Origin of the sequence: Methylomarinum sp. Ch1-1 (genome assembly GCF_030717995.2) — a bacterium.
In the GTDB taxonomy this organism is placed as follows: domain Bacteria; phylum Pseudomonadota; class Gammaproteobacteria; order Methylococcales; family Methylomonadaceae; genus Methylomarinum; species Methylomarinum roseum.
This window is the reverse complement of record NZ_CP157743.1, coordinates 3,112,312-3,138,355: the sequence shown is the minus strand read 5'-3', so window position 1 is coordinate 3,138,355 and position 26,044 is coordinate 3,112,312. Positions and strand designations below refer to the sequence as shown.

Annotated in this window: 24 protein-coding genes, 1 tRNA gene and 1 pseudogene; 18 read left to right on the top strand and 8 right to left on the bottom strand. The window is 49.7% G+C overall.

What is annotated here, in order from left to right; genetic code table 11:
• Nucleotides 1–116: 116 nt before the first annotated feature.
• Together Q9L42_RS14375 and Q9L42_RS14370 are read right to left on the bottom strand one after the other, a co-directional pair.
• Nucleotides 117–809, bottom strand: a complete 693-nt coding sequence (locus tag Q9L42_RS14375) for a TMEM165/GDT1 family protein (RefSeq protein ID WP_305907715.1) — start codon at nucleotides 807–809, stop codon at nucleotides 117–119.
• A gap of 491 nt (nucleotides 810–1,300) precedes the next feature.
• Nucleotides 1,301–2,116, bottom strand: a complete 816-nt coding sequence (locus Q9L42_RS14370) for a ZIP family metal transporter (RefSeq protein ID WP_305907716.1) — start codon at nucleotides 2,114–2,116, stop codon at nucleotides 1,301–1,303.
• Nucleotides 2,117–2,761: 645 nt separating this feature from the next.
• Here Q9L42_RS14370 and ltrA point away from each other — a divergent pair.
• The 3 genes and pseudogenes from ltrA to Q9L42_RS14355 all read left to right on the top strand — a co-directional run.
• Nucleotides 2,762–3,555: pseudogene (gene ltrA, locus Q9L42_RS14365) on the top strand (group II intron reverse transcriptase/maturase); the annotation flags it as partial.
• Nucleotides 3,556–3,660: 105 nt separating this feature from the next.
• Nucleotides 3,661–4,074, top strand: coding sequence for a group II intron maturase-specific domain-containing protein (locus Q9L42_RS21490; RefSeq protein ID WP_349431453.1), 414 nt, complete (start codon nucleotides 3,661–3,663; stop codon nucleotides 4,072–4,074).
• A gap of 944 nt (nucleotides 4,075–5,018) precedes the next feature.
• On the top strand, nucleotides 5,019–7,334 hold the full coding sequence (locus Q9L42_RS14355) for a TonB-dependent receptor (protein ID WP_349431299.1): 2,316 nt from the start codon (nucleotides 5,019–5,021) through the stop codon (nucleotides 7,332–7,334).
• A gap of 432 nt (nucleotides 7,335–7,766) precedes the next feature.
• On the opposite strand, the gene Q9L42_RS14350 is transcribed toward Q9L42_RS14355, so the two are convergent.
• The gene (locus tag Q9L42_RS14350) at nucleotides 7,767–9,218 is read right to left on the bottom strand and encodes a beta-barrel assembly-enhancing protease (protein ID WP_349431298.1); all 1,452 of its coding nucleotides are present in this window, start codon (nucleotides 9,216–9,218) and stop codon (nucleotides 7,767–7,769) included.
• Between the two features lie 325 nt (nucleotides 9,219–9,543).
• On the opposite strand from Q9L42_RS14350, the gene tusD reads away from it, so the two are divergent.
• The 8 genes from tusD (at nucleotide 9,544) to Q9L42_RS14310 (ending at nucleotide 15,811) form a co-directional block, all read left to right on the top strand.
• Complete coding sequence (tusD, locus tag Q9L42_RS14345; RefSeq protein ID WP_305907718.1) at nucleotides 9,544–9,933, top strand: sulfurtransferase complex subunit TusD; 390 nt, start codon at nucleotides 9,544–9,546, stop codon at nucleotides 9,931–9,933.
• Nucleotides 9,934–9,937: 4 nt separating this feature from the next.
• Nucleotides 9,938–10,297 carry a sulfurtransferase complex subunit TusC gene (gene tusC / locus Q9L42_RS14340; protein WP_349431297.1) on the top strand — a complete coding sequence of 120 codons (360 nt, stop codon included), beginning with the start codon at nucleotides 9,938–9,940 and terminating at the stop codon, nucleotides 10,295–10,297.
• A 136-nt stretch (nucleotides 10,298–10,433) separates the two neighbouring features.
• The gene (locus Q9L42_RS14335; protein ID WP_305907719.1) at nucleotides 10,434–11,195 is read left to right on the top strand and encodes a MotA/TolQ/ExbB proton channel family protein; all 762 of its coding nucleotides are present in this window, start codon (nucleotides 10,434–10,436) and stop codon (nucleotides 11,193–11,195) included.
• Nucleotides 11,196–11,197: 2 nt separating this feature from the next.
• Nucleotides 11,198–12,079, top strand: a complete 882-nt coding sequence (locus Q9L42_RS14330; RefSeq protein WP_305907720.1) for a flagellar motor protein MotB — start codon at nucleotides 11,198–11,200, stop codon at nucleotides 12,077–12,079.
• A 20-nt stretch (nucleotides 12,080–12,099) separates the two neighbouring features.
• The gene (locus Q9L42_RS14325; protein WP_305907721.1) at nucleotides 12,100–12,675 is read left to right on the top strand and encodes a PilZ domain-containing protein; all 576 of its coding nucleotides are present in this window, start codon (nucleotides 12,100–12,102) and stop codon (nucleotides 12,673–12,675) included.
• 15 nt (nucleotides 12,676–12,690) lie between these two features.
• Entirely contained in the window at nucleotides 12,691–13,683 is a 993-nt protein-coding gene (gene birA, locus Q9L42_RS14320; protein ID WP_305907722.1) for a bifunctional biotin--[acetyl-CoA-carboxylase] ligase/biotin operon repressor BirA, read from the top strand.
• The gene (locus Q9L42_RS14315) at nucleotides 13,680–14,420 is read left to right on the top strand and encodes a type III pantothenate kinase (protein WP_305907723.1); all 741 of its coding nucleotides are present in this window, start codon (nucleotides 13,680–13,682) and stop codon (nucleotides 14,418–14,420) included. Before birA ends, Q9L42_RS14315 begins: the two co-directional genes overlap by 4 nt.
• Nucleotides 14,417–15,811, top strand: coding sequence for a hypothetical protein (locus tag Q9L42_RS14310; RefSeq protein ID WP_349431296.1), 1,395 nt, complete (start codon nucleotides 14,417–14,419; stop codon nucleotides 15,809–15,811). The genes Q9L42_RS14315 and Q9L42_RS14310 overlap by 4 nt, the downstream gene beginning before the upstream one ends.
• 767 nt (nucleotides 15,812–16,578) lie before the next feature.
• On the opposite strand, the gene Q9L42_RS14305 is transcribed toward Q9L42_RS14310, so the two are convergent.
• Genes Q9L42_RS14305 through Q9L42_RS14295 form a run of 3 tightly spaced genes read right to left on the bottom strand, consistent with a single transcriptional unit; the run spans nucleotide 16,579 to nucleotide 19,418 of the window.
• On the bottom strand, nucleotides 16,579–17,547 hold the full coding sequence (locus Q9L42_RS14305; protein ID WP_349432761.1) for a COX15/CtaA family protein: 969 nt from the start codon (nucleotides 17,545–17,547) through the stop codon (nucleotides 16,579–16,581).
• Nucleotides 17,548–17,549: 2 nt separating this feature from the next.
• Nucleotides 17,550–18,392 (bottom strand): HDOD domain-containing protein, encoded by an 843-nt coding sequence (locus tag Q9L42_RS14300; RefSeq protein ID WP_305907726.1) that lies wholly within the window; start codon nucleotides 18,390–18,392, stop codon nucleotides 17,550–17,552.
• Nucleotides 18,393–18,419: 27 nt separating this feature from the next.
• Complete coding sequence (locus Q9L42_RS14295; RefSeq protein ID WP_305907727.1) at nucleotides 18,420–19,418, bottom strand: YgfZ/GcvT domain-containing protein; 999 nt, start codon at nucleotides 19,416–19,418, stop codon at nucleotides 18,420–18,422.
• A 65-nt stretch (nucleotides 19,419–19,483) separates the two neighbouring features.
• Here Q9L42_RS14295 and Q9L42_RS14290 point away from each other — a divergent pair, with 65 nt between their 5' ends.
• From Q9L42_RS14290 to Q9L42_RS14265, 6 genes are all read left to right on the top strand, one after another.
• Nucleotides 19,484–19,903: a protein YgfX gene (locus Q9L42_RS14290; RefSeq protein ID WP_349431295.1), complete on the top strand. Its 420-nt coding sequence runs from the start codon at nucleotides 19,484–19,486 to the stop codon at nucleotides 19,901–19,903.
• 16 nt (nucleotides 19,904–19,919) lie between these two features.
• A complete protein-coding gene (locus Q9L42_RS14285) occupies nucleotides 19,920–20,780 on the top strand; it encodes an HDOD domain-containing protein (RefSeq protein ID WP_305907729.1) in 861 nt (286 codons plus the stop codon).
• A gap of 4 nt (nucleotides 20,781–20,784) precedes the next feature.
• Nucleotides 20,785–21,987, top strand: a complete 1,203-nt coding sequence (locus Q9L42_RS14280) for a sensor domain-containing diguanylate cyclase (RefSeq protein WP_305907730.1) — start codon at nucleotides 20,785–20,787, stop codon at nucleotides 21,985–21,987.
• A 104-nt stretch (nucleotides 21,988–22,091) separates the two neighbouring features.
• Nucleotides 22,092–23,183 carry a redox-regulated ATPase YchF gene (gene ychF / locus Q9L42_RS14275; protein ID WP_305907731.1) on the top strand — a complete coding sequence of 364 codons (1,092 nt, stop codon included), beginning with the start codon at nucleotides 22,092–22,094 and terminating at the stop codon, nucleotides 23,181–23,183.
• Between the two features lie 68 nt (nucleotides 23,184–23,251).
• Nucleotides 23,252–23,329, top strand: a tRNA-Met gene (locus Q9L42_RS14270).
• 165 nt (nucleotides 23,330–23,494) lie between these two features.
• A complete protein-coding gene (locus Q9L42_RS14265; RefSeq protein WP_305907732.1) occupies nucleotides 23,495–24,178 on the top strand; it encodes a tyrosine-type recombinase/integrase in 684 nt (227 codons plus the stop codon).
• Here the strand turns inward: Q9L42_RS14265 and Q9L42_RS14260 are convergent.
• Entirely contained in the window at nucleotides 24,155–24,328 is a 174-nt protein-coding gene (locus Q9L42_RS14260; RefSeq protein ID WP_305907733.1) for a hypothetical protein, read from the bottom strand. The genes Q9L42_RS14265 and Q9L42_RS14260 overlap by 24 nt on opposite strands.
• Before the next feature lies 1 nt (nucleotide 24,329).
• Between Q9L42_RS14260 and Q9L42_RS14255 the strand changes: the two genes are divergently transcribed.
• On the top strand, nucleotides 24,330–25,301 hold the full coding sequence (locus Q9L42_RS14255) for a reverse transcriptase domain-containing protein (RefSeq protein WP_349432760.1): 972 nt from the start codon (nucleotides 24,330–24,332) through the stop codon (nucleotides 25,299–25,301).
• A 137-nt stretch (nucleotides 25,302–25,438) separates the two neighbouring features.
• Here the strand turns inward: Q9L42_RS14255 and Q9L42_RS14250 are convergent, their stop codons facing one another.
• The gene (locus Q9L42_RS14250) at nucleotides 25,439–25,873 is read right to left on the bottom strand and encodes an IS110 family transposase (RefSeq protein WP_305907734.1); all 435 of its coding nucleotides are present in this window, start codon (nucleotides 25,871–25,873) and stop codon (nucleotides 25,439–25,441) included.
• Between the last annotated feature and the right edge of the window lie 171 nt (nucleotides 25,874–26,044).

Sequence of the window (26,044 nt, the reverse complement as noted above, 5' to 3'; positions counted from 1 at the left end):
TAGTCTAAGTCCGATGCCTAAGCGAATTCAAACAAAAAGATATTTATTCTTTGCGGCGGTCACGTGACGATTCAAGGTCACGGTCGCTATAGTCTATAAGTCCGATGCCTTGATTACTAAAGTCCAAGCTTTTCGATGAAGCGGCTCAAATCAGGCAGAGCGCCTTGGTTCATCGCTTCGATGACGCCGTCATAGGCGCGAACTGCGGCGATGCCGGCCAGAATCAGGAAGATAATGCCGCTGATCTTATGCAGCAGAGACAGCGGCAGTTTTTGCAAGATCGTGCGCCCGGCCCAGACGCCCAACGCCGACGTAAAGATCAGCGCCAGTGTCGAGCCAATCCAGACGGCGTAGGGATTGGCGGTACTGCTGAAGGCGACGACGGCGAGCTGCGTCTTATCGCCGAACTCGGCGACGGTGATCAATAAAAAGGTCGTGAAGAATATGCTATGTCCGCTTTTCTCGACGACTTCTTCATCGTCATCCTCGTCCTCGTAATTAAATAGCGCATGAAGGCCAAAGGCGGCAAATAACAGGGCGACGGTTGCGGCGACGATATATTCCGGCAGCCATTTGGCGATCGCCGCGCCGAATACGACTGCCAAGGTGTTCAGCAAGACAAAGGCGGCAATAGCGCCCCAGATGACCGGCATACCGCGGTGTCGTGAGGCCAAGGTCATACAAACCAATTGGCTTTTGTCGCCGATTTCGGCGGCCGCTATCAGGGTGAAGCTGGCCAGCGTTGTCGCCGACAATTGGGCAAAATGTTGTGAGGCCAGAAAATTAACAATATCTTGTAAGATGTCCATGATTTGGGTCGGGTAAAAAATGAATCTGCTTGTAAAGCAATTAGCTTAGACTAGTGAGCACAACGACTATTGATCCTAAACTGTAAGTTAACAGCTGATTATAAGATATTTGTCTAAATAATAAGGTGTGAAATGGCATCATATCGCAGGGCTCCCTCATTCAAAAATACCTGAACCAGCACATTGGTTAAATAGCGCGTCATCCCTCTGGGCGGGGCGGGTTAATCAACCCGCCCCGAACGTTTTGGTTTTTAGTTTGGCATAGGATTGAAAGCTTCAGGCCGGGGTTACAATCCCCGGCCTGCTCAGCTACCCATGATTGTGAGTAGGAGGTAAATAAAAGCTGTGAAATGGCATCATATCGAATTCGATAATTCTGTAGGAGCAGCCTACGGCGTGAACGAGGGCGTCAAGCGTAAGTGTTCGGTAGCTTCAGACTCCCGCTTTTACACCGGGCTCCTACAGGCAGAGTTGGATATCGCGATAAGGTTTTAGCCTAGTAATCTTTCCAAGGCCATCATGATAATGAAGCCGATCATCAGGGCGAAGGTGGCGATTCGGGAACGGCCGTTGGCATGGGTTTCCGGGATGATTTCCTCGCTGATGACGAACAACATCGCGCCGGCGGCAAACCCCATCGCGATTGGCAGTATCGGCGAGAACACCGAGACCATCGTGATTCCCAACAGTCCGCCTACCGGTTCGACTAGTCCGGTCAGCGTGGCGATGCCGACCGCTTTCCATTTGTTGTAGCCCAGTCCGACCAGCGGCAAGGCGACCGCCATGCCTTCGGGGATGTTCTGCATGCCGATGGCGATCGCCAGCACGATGCCGTTTTTGATGTCGCCGGTTCCGAAACTGACCCCGACCGACATGCCTTCGGGAAAATTATGGATGGTGATCGCGATAATAAACAGGGAGATTTTCTGCATCGAATTCAGGCTAGTATCCGGCGCGGTGTCAAAATGCAGATGCGGTAATTTTTCATCGGCATAGTGCAGGAAATAAGCGCCGATCAGCATGCCGGCGGCGACCACCCATAAGCCATTGCCCGGCCAGATCAGGTCGCCGTACTCGATGCCGGGCAACAGTAGGGAGAATGCCGTTGCGGCCAGCATCACGCCGGCGGCCATGCCGAGCATGCCATTGAACAGCGATAGCGAGATTTCCTTGAAAAACAGCGCCGGCAGGGCGCCGACGCCGGTGGCCAGGCCGGCCAGAATGCTGGCCAGGAAGCCGATGACGACAATTTTGCCGAAGAGCAGGTATAAGGCGCCGAATATGACGATTTGCGGTGTGACTGGCATGGTAGTCAGCTAGCTGGTGAAAGTCCAGCCTTTGCCCTGTGAGAAGGGAAGAAGTAGGCGAAAGCAAGGGTGTCCAAAGAAACTCCCGGTAGCTACCCAACAGGGAAGCACGGTTACCGAGAGCCAATGCGGAATCTGAAAGAAGCTCTAGCCGAATCGGTCACCTAAACGAGAGTGAACCTTCGTAAGGCGGCAGCAAGAGGATGAGGTGCCCGCGTCCACCGAAGTCCGATATTCTCACCGTAACTTGCTGTTGTATTGAAGGTAGGTGGACCGAGATAAAGTTGACTATCTTACCCAGTGAAGGGCCGTCGGCTTCGGGTCGGTGTAACTGCGACACCTTAAGCCCTAAGCGCAGCAGTAATGCTGACGTGATGAACCGAGGGTCTGCAGATGAAGCCGTAGTAATCGTAAAGTTCGATGCCGATGAGGTTATGGTGACATAGCTGAGGGAAAAACATCGAACCAGTGACAGGAAGTTGGAGGTGAAGGGTGGAACACGTAAGCGGCCATGGCCGTTGATTATAAACTGAGGGTCTGAGATCAGCCTGACAGGAGCAATCGACTATTCGCGTCGTAAACAGTGAACGAATCGATTGCGCGAGATTGAAGAAAGGCCATTGCAAGAGAGAGAAAAAAAGTGAAATGAACGAACATGACCGATTGATTGAGGAACCAAGACTCTTTGACCAACTGTGCTCAACGTTGTATTTGAGTGCGGGATTTGAACAGGTGAAGAAGAACAAAGGCAAACCCGGCATTGACGGGGTCACGATAGCCGACTTTGAAGCCCGTTTAGACGAAGAGCTAAGTCGTCTGCAACAGGAATTGCAGGATTGGACTTACCAACCCTCGCCGGTTCGCCGAGTGGAAATACCTAAGCCTGGCGGCAAGGGCGTACGTCTGCTCGGCATACCGACGGTGCGGGATCGTGTGGTACAGACGACCCTGAAATTGTTGCTGGAACCGATCTTTGATCCGCATTTTTCAGGGCACAGCTATGGCTTTCGTCCGGGACGGAGTCAACACCAAGCGGTGCAAGCGGCGCAACGGATCGTGGAAAGCGGTAAACCCTATGTGGTGGACATCGACTTATCGAAGTTCTTCGATCGTATTCACCACGACCGGCTGATTGGCCGGATGGGGCAACGGATCGCCGACAAACGCATCTTGCGCTTGATCGGCATGATGCTGCGCAGTGGCGTGATGATCAACGGCGTCGTCAACCCCAACAAGGAAGGTGCGATGCAGGGCGGACCGTTAAGCCCTTGCTGAGCAACATTGTTCTGGACGAACTGGATCAGGAATTGGAAAAGCGCGGACTGGAATTTTGTCGGTTTGCCGATGACTGCAACATTTTCGTTGGGTCGCAAAAGGCGGCGGAGCGAGTGATGGAGAAAGTCAGCCAATTCATCGAAAACAAGCTGAAACTGAAGGTGAACCGGGAGAAAAGCCAAGTGGCTAAATCCGATGCGGTAAAGTTCTTAGGCTTTACCGTGGTCGACGGGACGGTGGCGATTGCGCACAAAGCCCTGCAAACGGCCATGAGTAAAGTCAAAGCCTTAACGCCGCGAGGCACCCATCAGACGCTGAATCACACCCTGGCCGACCTTAATCAGTGGTACGTGGGCTGGGCCAACTACTACAGCTTGACCCAATACCCGTCCCAGCTGAGGAAAATCGAAGCCCATATCCGGCGACGATTACGAGCGAGGCTGGTGAGTCAGCAGAAGCGGAAACAGCATCTGTATCGAAACCTGGTCAAACGGGGCGTACCGCGAAAGCAAGCCGCCCAGACGGTCTTTTCCAACAAGAAACGGTGGGCGCTTTCCGCAACCCGAGCGGTGACGAGAGCCTATCCGAACAGTTGGTTTATCAACCTGATGGGACAGGAAATACGATCCGACCGACAGTTAGCGCATTGGTTTGAGGTATCTCAATGGATTCGTCTTACGTGAGGAGCCGTGTACGGACCCGTACGCACGGTTCTGTGGGCAGACGGGAGCTGCGGCTCCCTCTGACCCGATATGCTAAGAATAGGCCGGTTAAGCTCGCGTAGCGCTGTGCCGGCGGTAACGCCATGATTTTCTGGTAATTGGGATTGGACTTTAAGCGTGCATACTGGGTGTCTAGAAAAACCTGAATATTTGCCATGGCATTACCTTATACATCTTATTAAAATTATCGGCCCATTATAGCGAACGGCCTGGGAAAAAATAGGGTTATTGTGAATTATCAGCAATTCCTAGTTTGTGTGTTTCAGCGGCGTTTAGAGCTTGAGGAGTGTCTGTCGAGGACAAACACGCCCCATGCCCTTTTTGAACGCCAAACTGGCCAAACTGGGAATTGCTGGGGCGGGGCGGGTTATTTAACCCGCCCCGAACGTTTAACTTATTCTAGTCACGGTTGAATCGTTCAGGACCTCGTTGACCTGCATTTCTCATAGTGTAATTGCTTTTCGCGCCGAGGGCGGCGCTCCTACGCAAAGCACCGTCTTGCCTTCGGATGTGTCGAACACCGTGAAGCGCATCAAAAACCGGTGCGCTTCCTATCATCAGCACACCCACATCCGTGAGATGGATCACGCACAGCGGATCCCTCTGGCGTATTTGTTGTTGAATTCTGTTTTGCCACTCATTCATTTAATGAGGTAGCCATGGAATATAGGCGCTGGGAGCTTGATGGCGGACTCCCTGCCGCCGACATCCTCGCCAAACACAACACTTCATTTTGTTATCCAATTGGAAATGGCTGGTGAATTAGCGAGGCGTCAGAATGGTTTGAGCTGGGTGTCTTTGTCAAAAGCAAACAGTCGGGAATATTTCCTTTTTTCTGTTCGAAGCTACAACGCGGGAACTCTTTTCATTATCATCTGTGCATTTGAAATGAACACGAGAGAAAGATGAAAAAAGTTGTGCAAGGTCTGCTGCCTTTGTTCTGTCTTAGCGGGGTAGGGGATGCGCTGGCCGAAGATAAACCCAAGATCAAATTGGAGACCGTCGATGTCATCGGAGTCACACCATTGCAGGGCAGTGGCGTTTCCGCGGATAAAATTCCCGCTCCTGTACAAACCGTTTCTTCGGATCAGCTGCAGGATGCCCAGAGTCTTTCCTTGTCGGATTATATGAACCGTTATATGGGGAGTGTGCATATCAATGAAGCGCAGAACAATCCCTTGCAGCCCGATGTCTATTATCGCGGTTTTGTCGCTTCTCCGTTGCTGGGCTTGCCTCAAGGCTTGTCCGTTTATGTCAATGGGGTGCGCTTTAACGAACCTTTCGGCGATTCGGTTAACTGGGATTTGCTGCCGCCCGGCGCGATCGATACGATGACGCTGGCGCCCGGGTCGAACCCCTTATTTGGTTTGAATACGTTGGGAGGGGCCATTTCGGTGCAGACCAAGACCGGTTTTTCCGCGCCAGGGCATCAATTGGAAGCCTATGGCGGTTCTTGGGATCGTCATTCGGAGGAATTGACCAGCGGTTGGAATAACGGCACCTGGGGCTATTTCATCGATTTGCGCCATTTCGATGAAGAAGGCTGGCGGGACTTTTCGCCGACTTCGGCGCAACAGGTTTTCGGTACGTTGAGCTGGCGCGGCGATCGCGGCAGCCTGGATTTGACGCTGGGAGCGAACGATAATGACATGAAAGGTAACGGCGCAGTTCCCGAGCAGTTGCATAACCAGCATCGGAAGGCGATATTCACGCATCCTGACCAGACCATCACGCGAATGTTTTTTTCCGAGTTGTCCGGCAGTTATGACATGGCCGATAACATTCAGTTAAGCGGTAACGCCTATTTTCGCCAGAACCGGATCAAAACCTTCAACGGCGATGACAGCGATTTCGAAGCATGTGACTTCGATAATTCTTTGTTATGTGACGAAGAGGATGAAATCGCAGAAGATATTTTTGGCAACCAGGTGTTAGCGGGCGATAATGTTGAAGGCGGGACTAATAACACCAGTCAGACCCATATGCGCAGCACCGGTGGGACGATTCAATCGTTGTTCAGTCATGATATTTTTGGTCGTGAAAACAGTTTCATATTCGGCGCCGCCTACGACTACGCCGATGTGCATTTCGAATCGGACACCGAATTAGCCCAATTGACTGCGAACCGTGGCACGATAGGCAGCGGGATTCAAATCGAGGAGGCCCGGGTCAGGCTGAACACCATCACAGAGAATTACAGTTTTTATTTCAGCGATACCTTCTCGGTGACCGATACTTTTGCACTGACCTTTGGCGGACGTTACAACCATACCAGCATTACGCTGGATAATCAGTATGTCAACGGCGAAGATAAACTCAGCGGTCACCATAATTACGACCGTTTCAATCCGTCGGTCGGTTATACCTGGAACATGCTGGACAATGTCACGATGTACGGTAGTTATAGCGAATCTTCCCGGGTGCCGACGCCGATGGAGCTTAGCTGCGCCGACGAGAACGATCCCTGTCGCTTGCCCAATGCCTTCGTCGCCGACCCGCCGTTGGCTCAAGTGGTTGCGAAATCCTGGGAAACCGGTTTCAGAGGCGACTTGAACGACTTGATGGGTGATGGCAGACTGAATTGGAATGTCGGTTTTTTTCATACCACCAATCATAACGACATTATTTTCAATCGCGGCGGTGACAGCATCAGCGAAGGCTTTTTCAGCAATGTCGGTCAAACGCTGCGTTACGGCGTTGAGTCTGGTTTCAATGCCGACATCCCGCATTTGTTCAGTGAAATCGACGATTGGCACTTTTCCACCAATTACACCTATCTGAATGCGCGTTTCCTCGATGGCTTCACGATACAAAACCCTTTAGATTTGGGCAGCGATGTCGGAGTTAATGTGGAAAGGGGAGACAGAATCCCCGGTTTGCCGGAGCATATTTATAAGGCTAGTCTAGGCGTCGATTTATGGAAAAGATGGTCGTTGGCGATCGACACGCAATATAGTGGTGAGCAGTATTTTCGCGGCGATGAAGCCAATATTACCGATCCGCTCGGAGGCTATTGGATTTTCAATGCCAGAACGGAGTTCAAGGTTAACGAGCATTTGGCGTTTTTCGGCAAGATCGAGAATATTTTCGATCGAGATTATAAAACCTTCGGCGTTTACGGCGAGGCGGATGAAGTGCTAGGAGATGACTTCGACAACCCCCGTTTCGTTTCACCTGGCGCGCCGAGAGCGGGCTGGATTGGGGTAAGGATTACATTGTAAGCAGGGCAAATTGTTGGACGGGTGCGAACCGGAAGATGTGAAAGCGTTTTCCGGTTTTTTATGGCTTTGACATTTCTTTCGGGCAATAAAAAGCCCGCTTAACGCGGGCATATCCAAACTTTTTGTTATTATTATTTTTCTTTGGACTGTATGCTTGCCTTTGGGCAGTTAATAACCAAGCAGTTACTATTCCTTATTATTGTTGTTATCAATAGCCTTATAATCAGGCCGCTCTCCTCCTCATAAACGACCGTTAGGTCGAACTCACTCCGTAAGTTGCAGAAGAGTTTATATCAAAAAAAACACAAGTGTCTATCAAAAAAAATGATTTTGTAAAAAAAATGGTATCGAGGCAAAAATATTTTTTAAATACAGTAAGTTATTGATATAAGTGGGTTCTTATAAAGAAAAATAAGCGGCAATCGCTGCATATTAATGATTTTGTTTGCGTTGTTTTTCTTCCCGAATGAAGAAGTTTAAGCGTTCATTAAGGATCGCCTGCTGATAAAAATTCAACTCTTTGGCTTGTTTGGCCAGCTTGATTTGCATGATCGCGGCTTCCGTTTGGCCTTTGGCGTAATAATATTCCGCCAGATAACGATGCGATTCCGCATCCTGTTCTAGGGCGGCCTGCGTTTGCGCCATCAGCTCATAGTAAATCGGCTGTTTCCGGGTGCGCGTATTTAGCGTTGCCAAGGTTTGTTTGGCCGGCTCCGGATATCCTGTTTTCAGCAGCGTTTCGATGAATTCAATTTTAATGGCGACATCATTGGGGAAATAATGCAGCGCCTGTTTATAGAGCTTCAAGGCTTGATCGAACTGTCGGCTGTCGAGCGCCGTTCTAGCTAAGGCGGCGGCGAATTGCGGTTGATTGGGATATTGCGCGACTAATTGACGAAAGATTTTTTCCGCGTCTGAGAACTGTTGGGATTTCAGATGAACCAAGGCGATGCCATAGCGGGCCACGGCCCGTTGAAATGGGGTTCCCTGGTTTTCGTGAGCTTGAAAATATTTTAATGTGCTCTGGTTGTCGCTGGTGGTAAGCACCCTAAGTTTGGCTTTTGTCAGCAAGTAGCCTTTGGAGTCCGGATATTGTCTGTATGGATACTGGTCGGCGCGGCCGCGGGTATCGGCGATTCGCGATGCCGAGACCGGGTGGGTGCGCAGGAATTCCGGTATGCCTTGGCCGTAATAGCGAGTGGATTGCTGTAGACGTTCAAAGAATACCGGCATGCTGCGTGGATCGTAATTGGCGTCAACCAAGGTTTGCATGCCGACTCGGTCGGCTTCCATTTCATTGTCACGGGTAAAATCGATCTGGAATTGGGTGCTGCCAGCTTGCACCGCGATCAGCGCCGCCTGACCTAGTTCCGGGGATTGGGTGCCTAAGAGTATCGCGGCCAGGGTAGCGGCGGCGGTGGGGATCGATAATTTTCTGGCCGCCTCGAAGGCCCGGTATAAATGACGCTGAGTAACGTGAGCCACCTCATGAGCCATGACCGAAGCCAGTTCACTTTCCGCCTCTGTGAGCAAGAACAAGCCTGAGTTAACGCCGATATAGCCGCCAGGACCGGCGAATGCATTAATGCTGTCATCGAGCACGACAAAAAAATGGAAAGGGTTGCCGGGCGTGTCGCTATTGGAGACCAACTGCCGGCCGATGGTTTCGATATATTGCTGGATTTCGGCATCTTCATTGATTTCGATTTGGGCGTGAAGATTTCGAAAAAAAGCTTCGCCCAATTCTTGTTCCTGGAGGGGGGATATCAAGGAACCGGAGGAATCGCCCATATCGGGCAGTTCGATTTTTTCAATACCTAACGCGATTGCAGGAATCGGCAGCATGCCTAAAGCCAGACTGAGTGTTAAGGGTTTAAAATTCATGCGGTTGAGACCGGTGAGAATGAGATTAAGTTCATGTTAACGATCTGGCTGGCTGTTGATTCGAATGCTGTTCGATCCTGTGTTCGAAGATGGAAGTGGCTTGCGGTCAAATGCTAAGTCATCATGAGAATGAGGTTTGGTTTGTCCAGAAGATGTGATGACTTGAGTCGTGGCGAATTGCGTGGCCTTGTCGAGCAATGATAACGTAAGCGGACGTTGTGTTAGTTAGACTAATTACAGCAAATTAAATCAGCAAGATTACGGCGCCCGTATTAAAATATCGTTCCAAGTATAAGCTATTTTCACCCTATTTTCCCTTCAATCCATGAATTTCGCGATACAAATCACCTGTAGCCCTTACGCCGGCAATGGTGGGCTGACCGCCTTCCGCTTTATTGAAACCGCCTTGCAAATGAATCATCAGGTGAACCGGGTGTTTTTTTATAAAGAAGGTGTTTATCATGCCTTCAAATACAACACGCCACCGGACGATGAATTACAACTCACCGCACAATGGAGCGCACTCGCAGAACGCCATGACCTGGATTTGGTGGTCTGTATTTCCGCCGCCCAGCGCCGGGGGTTGTTGTGCGAGGATGAGGCTAAGCGACAAGGTAAATTGGATGACGATGTGGCCGCGGGTTTTCGTATCGGTGGATTAGGGCAGTTGCTGGAAGCGACTCTAACGGCGGACCGCTTTGTCGAATTTTCCTGAGACTATGATAAAAAATTTTTTGTTTGTGATGAGCCAGGCTCCGCATGACGGCGCCGGTGTTCAGGAAACGCTGGATATCATTTTGACGACCGCGGCTTTTGATCAGTCAGTCAGCCTGCTGTTTCTCGATGATGGCGTCTTGCAGTTGCATCAACGTCAACAGTCCGAAAAGGTGGGCTTAAAAGATACCGCGGCGATTTTTCAGGCCCTGCAAATCTATGATGTGCATGAATACTTTGTCGAGAGCGAATCGCTGCAGCATAGAGGTCTGAAACCGGGCAATTTGATATTACCGGTGCAGGAGGTCTATCGCAAAGATATTAACGCGCTGATGCGACGCTTTGATCGGGTGATTTCCGCTTGAATAAGTGTCGCTCAGGGGTATAGCTGGCTATATGGACACAACTAAATAAACTATTTTTTGTGAATATACTAAAATAATCGCTTAGGCGCTGCCATTCTACAGCGCTTTGGCTTTGTTTTTACTTAAGAGGTTAAGAGTGGATATTGCATCCTTGGTCGGTTTTTTATTGGGTATCGGTATTATCGTCGCGGCTATTGCTACCGGCGGCGACATCATGTTGTTTGTCAATGTGCCATCATTGTTGATCGTATTGGGCGGCACCTTTGGGGTTTCGTTGATGCGTATTCCGCTGTCTGATTTCTTACGCTCTTTTGCCATTCTGGGTAAAACATTTATGAATAAAAGTGAGGACCCAGCTTCGCTGATCGAAGATGCGGTGCGGCTGGCCGATGTAGCAAGAAAGAATGGTTTATTGGCTTTGGAAAGCGAGGAAATTTCCAATGATTTTATGAAAAAAGGGGTCAATTTATGCGTCGACGGCCATGATCCGGCTTTCGTCAAAAAAATGCTGCAACAGGAAATCGACCTGATGGTCAGTCGCAATGAAGCCGGCCAAAATATGTGGAAAGGGGTCGGTGACCTGGCGCCGGCGATGGGAATGATCGGCACCTTGGTTGGCTTGGTGCAGATGCTGGCCAATATGTCCGATCCCGCCAGCATCGGTCCGGCGATGGCGGTGGCCTTGCTGACGACCCTATACGGCGCGATCGTGGCCAATTGCTTCGCATTGCCGATGGTTGATAAGCTGGCCAATGTATTGAGTTATGAAAAGACCAATAGAGAACTGATTTTGGATACCATCAGCGGTATTCAGGAAGGCATGAATCCTAAGGTGTTGGAAGCCCTGCTTAATTCCTACTTGTCCGAGAAAAAACGGCTGAACAATGAGGAAGAATGATCATGGCGGATGAATGTCCCAAATGTCCGGAGGCGGGAGCGCCGCGTTGGCTGGCGACCTTCGCCGATCTGATGTCGTTATTGATGTGCTTTTTCGTGTTGTTGTTATCGTTTGCGACGATGGACGCTAACAAGTTCAAGAAAATGTCGGAATCGATGATGAACGCCTTCGGTGTCCAGAGGGACATTCCAGCCGATGATGTGCCGATGGGCACCAGCATCATCGCTCAGCATTTTTCACCGGCCCAGACCGAGCCGACTTTATTGCCGGACGTCAAGCAGTCGACTAATCAAAAAGATACACAACTGGATGTCAGCGCTAAGGATATGGAGGTGCTGAAAAAGCAAATTATGGAAGAGAAACTCAAGGAAATTGAGGAGCAGGCCGAACAAATCAGGAAAACCTTGCAGGAGGAAATTAACGCGGGGTTGGTTACGGTAACGACGGAGGGTTTGAAAATCATCATTCGGATCAATGAAAAAGGCTCTTTTCCGTCCGGCAGCGCCGTGTTGAAAGCGGGGTTTGAGCCGGTCATGGATAAAATCACCGAGTCGGTCAATCATTCGGTGGGTGAAGTGGCCGTCGCCGGACATACCGATGATGTGCCGATTTCAACCGACTGGTATCGGTCGAATTGGGAATTGTCGGCGGCTCGTTCGGTGACGGTGGCTCATTATATGCTGAATAACAAAAACACCGATCCCAAGCGCATCGTGATTGAAGGGTATGCCGATACCCGACCATTGGTCCCAAACGACTCGGACAAAAACAGAGCGAAAAACCGACGGGTTGAGATCATTATCGAACAGGATGATCCAACTGTAGATTTGGATGATAGCGCTACGGTTATTCAGAGCGACGCATTAGCAGATAAATTGAACTAAGGTTTCCCGGAAATTGGAATATGAATACTGAGCAGCAGGAAAGACGGCGTTTTTTTCGTATCGAAGATAAGGTCAATTTGGTTTACAAGGTCGTCGATGAAAATACCGTGACGGCATTAAGCCACGTTTCCGATGATTTACTTAGCAATTGTTCGCTGGCCGCCGCCCTCGATGCGATGTCTCAGGAAGCCCGCATCATCGGCGCCCGCTTGGAAAAAAATCAACCGGAAATCTTCGAATATCTCAAAATCATCGACACCAAAATTAATTTGTTAGCCCAGGCGTTAACGATGCAGGGCAATCAATTCGGCGAACATGATAGTCGGGATGTCAATATCAGCGCTTCCGGGCTGGCTTTTGCCGCCGACGAGGAATTACAACCGGGGCGGTTTTTGGAAATAAGAATCATGCTGACTTCCTGTATGGCGGTGATAGTCGCCTATGGCAAGGTCATCTATTGCCAACGCAATGAAGAGGGCGGCGATTATCCCTATTTTGTCGGTGTTGACTATGTCAATATGAAAGACGATGACCGTGAACTGTTGATCAAGCATGTAGTGAAAAAACAGATGCAGCAGATTCGCGAGAGCAAATGAGGATCAGACTCTGACGTGGCTATTTCCGCAAATCTTAAACGTGCGCTTCGTCTGTTGGCTGATGGCGGTTTTCATTCCGGAACCGAATTGGCCGAATCGCTGGGCGTCAGTCGCTCCGCCATTTGCAAACAATTGCACGGTTTGTCCGAGCTGGGCATTGAATTAAGCGCCGTCAGCGGAAAAGGCTATAAATTACAGCATCCGATGGCCTTGCTGTCATTGCGGCAAATAGAACAGTATTTGTCGCCGCAAGCCGATCTCTTGTTGAATGGCGTCGAGATACATGACTTGATTGCATCCACCAATAGCTATTTGCTGGAAAAGGCGCAGCAGAGCGGAGCCAATGGCATCGCCTGTTTTGCCGAATTTCAATCCGCCGGCAAGGGACGTAGGGGCAGACAGTGGTTGTCGCCTTTCGGCAGCAATATTTATTTGTCGGTGTTATGGCGTTACCAATCGAGTCCGGCGATGATAGCCGGCCTGAGTCTTGCGGTCGGGGTCGCGGTCGTCAGGGCTTTGAATGAGCTGGGGATCGTCGATGTCGGTCTGAAATGGCCTAATGACATTTACTGGCGGCAGCGAAAACTGGCCGGCATCTTGATCGAAGTGTCAGGAGAAAGTGGCGGCCCCTGTAATGCAGTGATTGGCTTGGGTTTGAACTGTTATCTTCCTCCGCAACAGGCCCAAGCCATCGAACAGGCCTGGGTCGATCTCGATAGCATTGTCGGCCGCCATAGCCATGGTCTGAGAAACAAACTGGCGGCGGTGTTGTTGAACCATATCATGCCGGTTGTTGCCGATTTTGACGACAAGGGATTGAGCCATTATTTAGCCGAGTGGCGCGACTACGACTGCATGCAAGGCAGGGCGGTCGACATCTACATGGGCCAACAGTGTTATCAGGGCAAGGTCGAGGGCATCGATGATCAGGGGATGTTGATGATTCGTGACCAGGATCTGAAATTAACGCGTTTCGCTTCTGGCGAAGTGAGTTTTAGCAACTCATGAAGCTGCTGCTCGATCTCGGTAATTCCCGGTTGAAATGGGGCATAGAGCGTGACGATGATGTGAGATTTCAAGGCTCTCTCGATTATCGCAGCGAAGATTTCGTCGAACAAATTCGCCAAACCTGGCAAAGATTCGATCAGCCGGGAACGCTGGCCGTTTCTTCGGTAGGCGGTCATCAGCCGGTCGAAAAATTGCTGCGGCTGGCGCAACAGTTATGGCCCGATATCGTTATTATCCGGGCCTCATCCTCTCGTCATGCGTGTGGCGTCACCAATGCCTATCGGCAAGCGGAAAAGCTCGGTGTCGATCGTTGGCTGAATTTATTGGCTATGCATCATTATTATCCTGGCGCAGCCTGTGTGATTGACTGCGGTACGGCCATTACCGTCGATTTCCTCAACCGGCAGGGTCAGCATTTGGGCGGATTGATCAGTCCGGGCTTAAGGTTGATGAAGAGATCGTTGCAGCGAGGAACCGCTCAGTTGCCTTTTAGCGAGCAGGACAAAGTGGCTGGATTGGCGGCCGATACCGAGGCGGCGATCTATAATGGGACGCTTTATGCGGCGGCCGGATTGGTAGAGCATGTGCTGTCTAGGCAGCAGCTTTCCGGCGATGTGATCATGACCGGCGGAGATGCCTCGCTTATCGCTGAAAACCTAAGCATAAAGACGATTATCGAACCTGATATGGTGCTGAAGGGACTGTCGGTTTATTGCAAAAAAGGGTGTCGACTATGAAGTTCTGCTTCTTTCTTGTGATCTTGGCGAATGTGATTTTTTTTCTTTGGGAACTCCAAAATGGCGGGCTTCGCTCTAGCTCGCAACGCGGCATCGATGACGCATCCTCGGAAAAGCAGATTTTGTTGTTGAGTGAAATCAGCAAACACGACACGCCCGTGACCGTCCGGTTGACCGAAGAATCGACTGGATCGGCGTCCGCCGCAAGCGATCGGTTGCAGGCTGAAGACTGGCTGATGATGAGCGAATTTGGCTCCGATCAGCAAGAGATGGATTGGCTCATGGCGCAGTTGATGGCCGATGACGCAGATGCCTTGCCGGCGCCGCATGCAAGTGTGGCAGAGTTAGGCGCAAAAGCGGTCGGTCCGGCCTCGGAATTAACGGAGCAATGGCTGGCGATGGTCGAGCAAGGCGCTGAACAAGAAGAGCTTGAATTGATGGCCGCGCAACTCATGATCGATGAAAGCGACGTGGATGACTTGCAAGCAACGCAGCAAGTCCAGAAGGCGCTGATTGCCGAAGGGGAAAAATTGACCGATAGCGTTAACGATGAGGCGGACAAGGGCAGTATAAGTACCGATAAACATGAACCGCGAAGTCGGGTCGTTAGCGCTGAGCTAGATGAGGTCGTTGAGGCCTCCGCGCCGGCCTGTATTGAGATCGGGCCGTTTGCAAACGATCCGCAAATGACTGCATGGTTGAACAAACAAGGGCTGGATCCACAAAGGACGGAAACCTTTGTTAAGGAACAACAGGCGATATCCTCCTATCTGGTCTATTATCCGGCCGCCGAAACGTTTGCCGCTTCCAGAAACAATGTTGCGTTGCTGGAGAAGAGGGGAATCAAAGACTTATGGTTGTTTCGCAAAGGCGAGATGAAGGGCGCAATTTCACTGGGTCTGTTCAAACAAAAATACCGGGCGGAAAAGTTCGCTAAGCGCATGATCAGCAAGGGGATAGCAGCTGACGTGAGTGCGCGTTATACAACCGAGAAGCGTCTTTATCTCAGGGTGAATCAGCCGTTTTCAACTGTTCAGGCTGAAGACTTAGACTTGAGCAATTTGCGGATCGGCGAGACGAAGGATAAGCGGAAAGTTTCATCCTATTTGGTTTATTATCCGGCCGCCGAAACGTTTGCTGCTTCCAGAAACAATGTGTCGATGCTCAGGAATAAGGGAATTAAAGAGTTATGGCTGTTCCGAAAAGGCGAGATGAAAGGCGCCATTTCTCTCGGCTTGTTCACGGAGAAACAGCGGGCCGACAACATCGTCGAACGTTTAGCTGGCAAAGGTATCAAGGTTAACGTAGCCGAGCGTTACGATGACGAGGAGGAGCGCTCAGCCGAACAGGCCGAAGTATTGACGATCAACAAATGTGTGACAGAAGACTAAGTTGATAGAGTTGAATGAGGTGGCATGGTGATGAATCCCTCTGGACGGTGTTGCTAGATCGCCATCTGTAACGCATCACAAACCAGTTTCGCCTTCATCAGGGCTACCTCATTAAATGAATGAGTGGCAAAACAGAAAATTAGCAACAAATACGCCTAAAGTAAGTTAAACGTTTAGGGTGTGTTAAATAACCCGCCCCAATTTTGCCCTGGTGGCGGTTTTTGGCGGCTTGCTTCGCGAAGCCGCCCTACGATGCGGGTAGGGTGTGCTGACGAGTGGAAGCGCACCATTTTTGATGCGCTTCACGCTGTTCAGCACATCCTAAGGCAAGGCTACAATTAGCATGCAATAGGATTCGCCGCCAGGCAATCCGCCTGGATACGCACAACGGCCAATTTTTCCCCGGCGGCGGTTTTTAGCGCCCCGCCCTGAGGGATGACGCGATATTAACCAATCTATTGATTCAGGTATTTTTTAATGAAGGAGCTCTGGCCTTCATCCGTGAACCCATGCTTTATGTTGGTCTTTTATTTAGGGACGACTTGTCTTGGTATAAATCCTCCAGAAATTCACTTAATATCGACCGGTTTGCATGCGGTATTACGACCACATGGGCATAATCTTGTTTTGATTGATTCTTTTCCAGTTGCATGGTCGCCAAGGTGTATTATATTGCCCAGTATGGAGCGGGCACCCTCGACCAGTTGGCTAGTTTAGTAATTTATCGGGATTTTTGCCATCGGTGTTGTTGGTTTAGGCTTAGAAGATTAGGCTTGCTTCGAATACCTCATGCAAATATAGAGAAAGAATTGCATGCCGAAAATCAGGTTGGCCAGCAATAAATGGATCGGTTGAGCGATCGGCGGGACGCCCAGGCGGTCTAACGTTATGCCGGCAACAATTGCGCCGACAATCAAGCCGGTCAAGGCGTAAGCCAGTTTTAACAATAGGTTGTCCTTGGCGACCGAACGATAGATTTGCCAGCCTAACCACAGATTGGTGAATAAAATCAGCGCTGAAAACGAACGATGGACATAAAAAATGATCGGAAAGCTGTCTCGCCAGTATTGTCGGTCGATGTAGTTGTGTTCGTGGGCGATGAAGTCGACCGCTTCGCGCACTTGCGTGCCCATCGCAACTTGGATCAAGGTCATGGCCATTGCCACCTTCAGTACCGTGATAAAACGTTCGGAAATGCGCTGGCTGTCAATTTGCGCAATAAATCTCTTTTGCGAACGGGCTATCGCGTATATCAACAAGGCGACGATAAACAAGGCCAACAGCATGTGCAGCGTAATCATCAACGGCTTTAGATTGCTGGCGACCACGGCGGAGCCCAGCCAGCCTTGAAAACTGACTAGAAAAAAAGCAGTCAACGCCAGGTAAAAAATGGCTTTATCGCCTTTTAAATAAATTCTCGACGACCAGGCGGTCAGGAAAATCAAAATGCCGATAGTTACGCCGACCAAACGATTAACGTATTCGGTCCAGGTCTTGACCGGGTTGAAGTCGGTGTTCTGGTAGCCGCGTTCGGCATAGACCTCATGATAATTCGGTGGCAGTTGCGATTCATCGGTAGGGGGAATCCATTGGCCGAAGCAAGTCGGCCAGTCAGGACAGCCCATACCGGCTCCGGAGGCGCGAACGATGCCGCCCATCAAAATGACCCCATAAACCGCGAAAATGGTGAGTATGCCCAGGCGTCGAAAGCGTAAGGCTGCTTGAGTATCAATCATCATCAGGTGAGCATCGATTGAGCGAGTTCAATCTCTTCGGAAATGCCCTCGATTTCCAGCACCTCGGCATCGGACGCCAGACCCAGTTTGGCGAAAGAAGGCACCGTGCTCCAGTCAACCCGGCAAGCAGGATGGTCGCTGCCGGCAATGCTTTGTAGGAAGGCTACCTGTACGATATCGACATAATCGGCCTTGGGACCGGAATCTCTTCCGAAATCGATATATTCGGATGCGACGCATTTCAGTTCGTCGGGAAAATCCCAGGTTTCCATGATCAGTTTGCCGATGGCCGGGTGGGCCTTTTCCAGCAGTTTGTTCAGCCTGGAGGGGCTATCCCTGAATTCGGGAATGTCCTCGACCAACATTAAAATAGGCAGCTTGCCGATTTGATGGATCAGGCCGGCCAACATCGCTTCATCGGGGTTCAGATGAGGAGCGAAAGAACATAAGGCTCGGCTGATGGCGGAGACATTGACGCTTTGCTCCCAGGTCGCGCGGAAGTGCTCTTCCAACAGATCGCTGGTCGGTGTGAACATTTGTTGCATCACCAGGCTGGTGATCAGTGTGCGGATGGTTTTGTTGCCCAGGCGCGTGACAGCCATCTGGATGTTGCTGATTTCAACCATGCCTCGGTACAAAGGACTGTTCGCAACCTGAATTAATCGAGCAGACAACGCCGCGTCGGTGACAATCATTTCGGCCAGTTCCTGGGCTGTTGCATCGCCTTTCGAGACGGCGTCCCTGACTTTCAGAGCGACGTCCGGCAACGTGGGTAATACTAGCCGATTGGCATCAAGTTCTGTTTTGACATGAACGAGAAAGTCTCGAACCGATTTGAATTGCATGGATAGGTTTCCGTTATTTGCCGTTATTTATTGAAAAGGAATGAGGGTGATTTTATCCTGACTGGAATTGTTCAGTACAAGAGTTTTTTGGTCGCTGTCGCTTGTTGGCATCACCAGTAGCAATCTGCAAGTTTGTCCTAGACAGCAAAAAGCCACTATCTTGGCTGAGCTTTCTCCATTGTCGCCATCGATTATCGTTGTGTCGCGATCGATGATTTCAGCATTGCTGCATTCGGCCAGATAAAGCTCACGTTTTGCCTTACCAAGATAATGGGTGCGGGCGACGATCTCCTGGCCGGTATAACAACCTTTGTTGAAACTGATGCCGCCTAGCTTGTCGACGTTAAGCATTTGTGGGATATATTGTTCGGAAACCGACTCGTCAAACCAGGGAATGCCGGCGGATAAGTCTTGGTAACTCCAGAGATTAGAATCACCTTTTTGCAGGATTTGGCTATCCACCGTCTGTGACCAGAACCGTTTAGCATGGTCGAGATCTGCTAAAATCAGATAGCGTGGCGACGGACTCGGTAGCTTGATGATGTGTGGGTCGCCTTTAGTAACTTGATAATTGTTGACCGGCAGAGTTATATTGGCAACGCTAGGGTGTTTGCTATTCAGACCCAATAGACATAAATTTTCGGCTTCGCGGGTCAGGGTTACTTTGGCGCGCAAGATATACATCCGCAACTTGTTGATGACCTTATCTAATAAGGAAGTCGGCAGTATGACTATGAAAGCATCGTGTTGTCTGCAGATCAGTAGGTTGCTGATGACTCTGCCCTTGGCGTTGCAATATGCCGCAAAGCCTGCTTGGTCATCCGTTAAGTCGTTAATGTTGCAGGTCAGCTGGCCTTGTAGAAAGGTTGACGCATCGTCGCCACTCACTTTAAATGTCGTTAAGTGGGTGACTGGGTAAAGTCTTTCTTCGATAGTGTTGGGAGTGCTAGGCGAGAACTCAATATGCCGATCATCGGTCAAACGAGCGCCTTTCGATTGTAAAAATGCTATCCAGTCCGAATTCATGGTCTTCAGCTTTGATAAAATTTGGTGATTATAGCTTGATTAATTCAATAGGGTAATGCCTAGTTGTGAATAAAAAACCGAATCCTGTGCAAATCTTCGCCATAGAACATTCGCAGCGGCTGAATGGGCTGATCCTGTCGACTCATCTGCTCGCCGCGGCCGGTTGTTGGCTGAATAGCTTAGCGTTGAGTAATCGATTAATTTTACTTGTGTTTTTGCTAAGCAGTTTATTTATTCAACTATGGCGTTATAATAAAAAACAGATTGTATCTTTAAAATATTCCGAGCACGGCGGCTGGGAATTAGTGTTAATAAATGATCTTTGCATCCCGGTCGAGTTTGAGGCGACATCTGTTTTAACCGTTTGGATGATGTTGTTGAGCTGTAAGATTGGTCGACAAAAAAAGATTATTGTTGTCTTTAGCGATGCGTTATCCGATAAAGACTATCGAACAATGCTGGCGACCCTTAAAACTTCGGGGTAGCGAATAGGAAATCATAGTGAACTCCAAGCAAGATTATCAACTTAGACTCAACAGGATTAAAAATCTCCCTCCGTTGCCTGAAGCAAGCCTCAGGATTATCGATGCGGTTAATGATCCGGATATCTCGGTGAATGAGCTGGTCGATGTGCTCTCTTTGTCGCCTTCTTTGGTTGCCCGCTTATTAGGTTTGGCAAATTCGGCTTATTTCGGATGCAGCGGAAAAATCAGTGATCTCCGCAAAGCGATTATTCAAGTGTTGGGATTGAATTTGGTAAAGAGTCTATCCTTGAGCATCGCATTGAACGTGCATCTTGATATTAGAAAATGTCCGGGTTTCAATGCCGACGATCACTGGAGTCAAGCCCTGATGACGGCCGTCTTTGCGCAAAAATTATCGAGTAAAAATCAAAATGAGTTCGATTCATCAGCCACCGTTTATACTTCCGGCTTGCTGTTGAATATCGGCATGTTAGTGGCGGTTTTTCTGTTTCCGGAAAGCATGAATGATATTTTTGGCCGTAGTGACAAATCCATTCATTACGTGCATGAGAATATTCGCCACTCATTTGGTGTCACTCATTATCGACTGGGCTATTTATTATTGAATAAATGGCGCTTGCCGCCGGTTTACCAGGCGGTGTTGAAGGAGTTCGATAATCCAGGCTATCGCGGCAAGGTTGCGCAACTGATTGAACTCATTAAGCTTAGCCAGGCTCTTACGATCACTATTAACAGCGATGCGCCATTTACATTGTCGGATTACCAAGTCGCGCTCGACAGGCTATCCTTGTCGGCCGAGGATTTGATAGCCGCAATAGATGAAGTCAAGGAGCATAAAAATAATATTCGTGAATTGGCGGCGATAATCAGTGGATAACAAAATGCCAGAAAATATAAATTACGAGATTGGTGTTGAGCACGGCATGGAGGACATTGTCGTCGATTTGATGAACTCGTTGTCGACGATAAAAGAATTGTCTGAGCTCAATTATCAGTTAAGCGTCAATGATGAAAAGTTGCTGTTGGATAAGGCGTTGTCGACGCTGATTCAAAATCAGGATATGGAGCGCTGTTCCTTTTTCTTACTGAATGAGGATGAACAAGTCTTGGTTAATGTGACCGGGCTCAGTTACTTCGAAGTTTTGGAGGACCTAAACGAGAGCTTCCAATCACGACAATTCAAGGTCGGCGAAGGCATCATCGGGCTTGCCGCGGAAAAGAAAACGCTGCAGCATTGCCACAATTGCCGCGAGGATGAGCGCTTTATTAACAATGGGGCAGAGATGGATGGCGCCATGCCGGGCTCGATTATCAGTGTACCGGTTTTTGCCGCTAACCTTGAATTGATCGGGGTGCTCAATATTTCCCATCCAGAACCGTATTATTTTACTGAATGGCATATACGCTTATTGGAAATCTACAAGAATATGTTGGGGCAATTGATCTCCAATTATCGTTTGTTTCATCAAATGGAGCGTCAGATTGCCAGCCGAACGACAAAGTTGGAAAGAGCCTATAAGGATATCAAGCGCCTGAAAGAACATTACGAAAACATTTCGGTGCTCGACCAGCTGACGGGTCTTTATAATAGGCGTTATTTTTATAACCAGATTAAGATGACGATGGCCGGCTATGAGCGCTATGGGCAAGCGATGTGTTTGTTGATTATGGATATCGATCATTTTAAATCGATCAATGACAACTATGGGCACATTTTTGGCGATCAGGTGTTGATCGATATCGCGAACCTGTTAAAAACACAGGTTCGTCATGCCGATGTGTTGGTGCGCTTTGGCGGAGAGGAATTTGTCATTATTTTTACCAATACCAGCTGTGCCAATGGCATTATGTTTGCCGAACGAATCAGAAAGGAGGTCAATCAGCTGTTCTGGCAAAAAAAGGATGATTCGATCCGAGTGACGATGAGCATAGGGCTTTATTGTCATGATAATGATTGTTGCCAGAGCATGCCGCGGGCGAATATCGATCAAATCATTCATTATGCCGATATGGCGCTTTATGCCGCCAAGAAAAGAGGACGAAATCAGGTCGTCAAATTCAGCAAAGAGCTGATTGAGGAATAGAATCTGGCTTCCGGTTTTTAGATTCAGTCATTCGATTGTATAATCTGCCTCCTGTTTTGGTCCGATAGGGCCTGCTCCTTCAAATATTCAGTTAAGAGAACTCTATGGCACTTCATTGTGGTATTGTCGGTTTGCCTAATGTCGGTAAGTCGACTTTGTTTAATGCGTTAACTCAGGCGACCATCGCGGCGGAAAATTATCCTTTTTGCACGATAGATCCGAATATTGGGGTGGTGCCGGTCCCAGATCCAAGAATGGACAAGCTGGCGGACATCGTAAAACCTGAGAGAGTGTTGCCGACCACGATAGAGTTTGTCGATATCGCAGGCCTGGTCGCCGGCGCCTCCAAAGGCGAAGGACTGGGTAATCAGTTCTTGGGCAATATCAGGGAAACGGACGCGATCGTCCATGTCGTACGTTGTTTTGAAGATGACAACGTCGTTCATGTCGCCGGTAAGGTCGATCCCACTGGCGATATCGAAGTCATCAATACCGAATTGGCGCTGGCGGATATGGCTTCGGTGGAAAAAGCCTTGCAACGCGCCGCCAAGGCCTCAAAGTCCGGCAATAAGGAGGAATTGGCAAAAAAACAGGTGTTGGAAAAAGTAGCAAAACATCTGGATAACGGCGAACCGGTTCGTTCGTTGAATTTGACCGAGGACGAGCTCAAGCTGATCAAAGAGCTGTGTCTCATTACGATAAAGCCTACTTTATATATCGCCAATGTTCAAGAAGATGGTTTTGTAGACAATCCGATGTTGGATCAAGTCGCCGATTATGCCGCCAAGGAAGGGGCGAAGGTCGTGTCGGTATGCGCGGCTATCGAAGCGGAAATAGTGCAATTGGAGGATGATGAAAAGAAGGAGTTTCTCGATGAACTGGGTCTGGAAGAGCCGGGATTAAACAGAGTCGTCAGGGCCGCTTACGAATTATTGAACCTTTCCACTTATTTTACCGCTGGCGTCAAGGAAGTGCGGGCTTGGACCGTTTTGAAAGGCGCATTAGCGCCTCAAGCGGCCGGCGTCATTCACACCGATTTCGAAAAAGGTTTCATCCGCGCCGAAGTGATTTCCTATGAGGACTTCATTGCTTGTAATGGCGAGCAGGGGGCCAAGGACGCCGGAAAATGGCGTCTCGAAGGCAAGGAGTATGTGGTCCAGGACGGTGATGTGATACATTTTCGATTTAATGTTTGACATTCGTCAAACAGGTTCTTATAATTATTAGCTCTTCGGGACGGTCTGTTTCGAAGAGTCAATACAGTGGCGACATAGCTCAGTCCGGTTAGAGCGCGGGATTCATAACCCCGAGGTCCCAGGTTCGATCCCCGGTGTCGCCACCACTTTACCCCCTTGAAAAATAAGGATTTTTTTCAAATAGCCATCGGTTAAAACACGCACACAAACCGTAGCACTACACTAAATACTACACTACTCCAAACACGGAGAAGCTGTATAACTACGCTAGTTGCTACACCATTCCGAATACACCTATATTCGAGGTTTGTATGGCGTATACCATTCGAAAAATACAAAATAAATCCGGTCATGTTTACAGGTCCGTTATCCGTGATCGGCTCGGCAAACAAATCAAATCCAAAACCTTTAAACGCAAAACCGACGCCAAAGCCTGGGCGGACCGGATCGAGCAAGACCGTGATGCCATTGCCGCTTTTGGCAACAAGGGCGCAAGGCTGACCTTTGCCAAATTGGTCGATGAATACATGCTCCAGTGGGCTGGCAAGGATATCGAACACCAATTACAGCGAAGCCGGTTCTGGGTCAAACGGTTTGGCGATTACCGGCTGAATGAAATCGACGCCGATAAAATCCGCGCCGAACTGAATGCCATGAAAACTAAAAATTGCCGGGTAGGGCAAGGACGCGGAAAGAACGCCGGCAAAACTAAATCCATTGACAAAACCCTGTCCAATACCACCGTAAACCGCTACCGTGGGACGCTGTCGTCGATTTTTACCTATGCCTTTAAGCAAGGCTATGTGACAGCTAATCCCGTCAGGAGAACGTCGAGCCTGCCCCAGCCTAAGGGCCGTGTGCGCTATCTGTCGTCAGTCGAGCGTGACCGCCTGTTAGCGGCTTGTCGTCAGTCTGAATGGATCCGGCTTTATTTGCTGGTGTTGATGGCGATGACCACAGGCATGAGGAAATCAGAACTCTTGAATCAATCGTGAATCAATCGAGTCTGACCCTAATACTGCTCTGATTTTGCGGCGCAGCGCGTCATAGGTGTAATGGGTTTCGCGGCCGAGGCGGTCGCGTATTTTGACCAAGTCCAGCTTGTCCCAGGTGTATTCCACCGCGGTGCCGTCGTCATAACTCACGCTGGAATCAATCGAGTCTGACCCTAATACTGCTTATCGCCCGCGGCACAGCCAACATCAATGTCTGGCGAAGCTGGGCGAAACCATTCAGCAGAAGCGTGTCAACCATGTGGTCGAAGCCGACATTCGAAGCTTCTTCAACAAGGTCAATCATGATTGGATGCTGGAATTTCTCCGCCACCGGATCGGAGACCCGCGGATCCTCCGCCTGATCGAGCGTATGCTTAAAGGCGGGATACTGGAAGATGGTCTGGTGCAAGCCAGTGAAGAGGGTACGCCCCAGGGCTCCATCCTCTCGCCGCTGTTATCGAACATCTACCTGCACTATGTACTGGACCTCTGGTTCAGTCGGCGGGTGGTGCTACGAAGCGCAGGCGAAGCGTACTATTTTCGTTTTGCCGACGACTTCGTGGCCGGGTTCCAATACAAACAAGAAGCGGACGCCTTCATGAAGGCCTTATCGGGACGACTGGAACAGTTCGGATTGAGTCTCGCCGAAGAGAAGACCCGCTGCATAGAATTCGGGCGATTCGCCAGAACCAATGCGCAAAGGAAAGGGAAGAAGCCGGAAGAGTTTACATTTCTCGGTTTTACCCACTACTGTGGGAAGACCAAGCGGGGAGACTTCAAGGTCAAGCGACGCACCGCGCGCAAGAAATTCGGCGCGGGCTTGAAGGCCTTCGACGAATGGGCGAGCAAGGCGCGACACAAGCTGACCAAGGGCGAAATGCTACGCCGCGCCAAGGCGCGGGTAGCTGGCCACCTGAACTATTATGCCATCACGGATAACGCAACCCGGTGCAGTGACTTTGTCTATCGCGCAACACACATTCTGTATAAACGGCTCAACCGCAAGAGCCAGCGCAAGGCTTACAACTGGGACCGGTTCAACCAGGCTTTAAATAGCATTGGTTGGCCGCGCGTACGCATCCGCATAGACCTGAATCCATTTCGAAGGGCGGAGGCTTGCTGAATGACTGATCGAGGAGCCGGATGTGGGAAAGCCGCTTGTCCGGTTCTGAGAGGGGGCGGGTATCAACCTGCGTCATGGGTGAGATATTGTGGCACCGTCGGGAAACCAGGCGGCAAACGGAGAAAACCAACATCACCCTACCGCGCTGGGAGTGCCTGTCCTACTCGAAACACCGGCTGGCTCATAGCTCTTAATGCGATGACTTCGTCAGCTGGACGCTGCCACGCTTCAAACGGCATTCTTTCGCAATAGGCCGCTAAGGTGGCCGCATCGATAGTGTCGGTCTTACTCCGTTTCATCAAGGCCTGAGCGAAGTTATGCGCGGCTTTAGGATTGATAACCATCACTTCGAGGTCATCGGCCCGACTCAATGCGACCGCTAAATCAAAATGATAAACGCCCGTTGCTTCCAAGCAAATCCGCGTTTCGCCTTTCAATTTGGTTAATCGCTGAATGATCTCAAGATGCCCGGCTGCAGTATTTTCAAATTTTTTGGCCGGACGTGCTTTCCCTTTGATAATCACGACGACCACTAATTCTTTTTGGCTCACATCAATGCCAACATAGTTCATTATCTATCTTCCTAAGATTTGTTTGTTATGATGATCGCTGGTTTCCCAACCCTGACACTTCATCTACCGTCCTTGTGAATGCAGACTCAGAAGCTTAGCTTACAGGTCTCAGATACTCCGCGGCATGGATGACGAGGGAGGGGAGCCTATCTACGAACAAGCTAAAGGCTT

Bases quoted from the DNA above. Each gene is read 5' to 3' on its own strand.
- Q9L42_RS14375 (WP_305907715.1), bottom strand. From the start codon at position 809: ATGGACATCTTACAAGATATTGTTAATTTTCTGGCCTCACAACATTTT.
- Q9L42_RS14370 (WP_305907716.1), bottom strand. From the start codon at position 2,116: ATGCCAGTCACACCGCAAATCGTCATATTCGGCGCCTTATACCTGCTC.
- Q9L42_RS21490 (WP_349431453.1), top strand. From the start codon at position 3,661: ATGAGTAAAGTCAAAGCCTTAACGCCGCGAGGCACCCATCAGACGCTG.
- Q9L42_RS14355 (WP_349431299.1), top strand. From the start codon at position 5,019: ATGAAAAAAGTTGTGCAAGGTCTGCTGCCTTTGTTCTGTCTTAGCGGG.
- Q9L42_RS14350 (WP_349431298.1), bottom strand. From the start codon at position 9,218: ATGAATTTTAAACCCTTAACACTCAGTCTGGCTTTAGGCATGCTGCCG.
- tusD (WP_305907718.1), top strand. From the start codon at position 9,544: ATGAATTTCGCGATACAAATCACCTGTAGCCCTTACGCCGGCAATGGT.
- tusC (WP_349431297.1), top strand. From the start codon at position 9,938: ATGATAAAAAATTTTTTGTTTGTGATGAGCCAGGCTCCGCATGACGGC.
- Q9L42_RS14330 (WP_305907720.1), top strand. From the start codon at position 11,198: ATGGCGGATGAATGTCCCAAATGTCCGGAGGCGGGAGCGCCGCGTTGG.
- Q9L42_RS14325 (WP_305907721.1), top strand. From the start codon at position 12,100: ATGAATACTGAGCAGCAGGAAAGACGGCGTTTTTTTCGTATCGAAGAT.
- Q9L42_RS14315 (WP_305907723.1), top strand. From the start codon at position 13,680: ATGAAGCTGCTGCTCGATCTCGGTAATTCCCGGTTGAAATGGGGCATA.
- Q9L42_RS14310 (WP_349431296.1), top strand. From the start codon at position 14,417: ATGAAGTTCTGCTTCTTTCTTGTGATCTTGGCGAATGTGATTTTTTTT.
- Q9L42_RS14305 (WP_349432761.1), bottom strand. From the start codon at position 17,547: ATGATTGATACTCAAGCAGCCTTACGCTTTCGACGCCTGGGCATACTC.
- Q9L42_RS14300 (WP_305907726.1), bottom strand. From the start codon at position 18,392: ATGCAATTCAAATCGGTTCGAGACTTTCTCGTTCATGTCAAAACAGAA.
- Q9L42_RS14295 (WP_305907727.1), bottom strand. From the start codon at position 19,418: ATGAATTCGGACTGGATAGCATTTTTACAATCGAAAGGCGCTCGTTTG.
- Q9L42_RS14280 (WP_305907730.1), top strand. From the start codon at position 20,785: ATGCCAGAAAATATAAATTACGAGATTGGTGTTGAGCACGGCATGGAG.
- ychF (WP_305907731.1), top strand. From the start codon at position 22,092: ATGGCACTTCATTGTGGTATTGTCGGTTTGCCTAATGTCGGTAAGTCG.
- Q9L42_RS14265 (WP_305907732.1), top strand. From the start codon at position 23,495: ATGGCGTATACCATTCGAAAAATACAAAATAAATCCGGTCATGTTTAC.
- Q9L42_RS14250 (WP_305907734.1), bottom strand. From the start codon at position 25,873: ATGAACTATGTTGGCATTGATGTGAGCCAAAAAGAATTAGTGGTCGTC.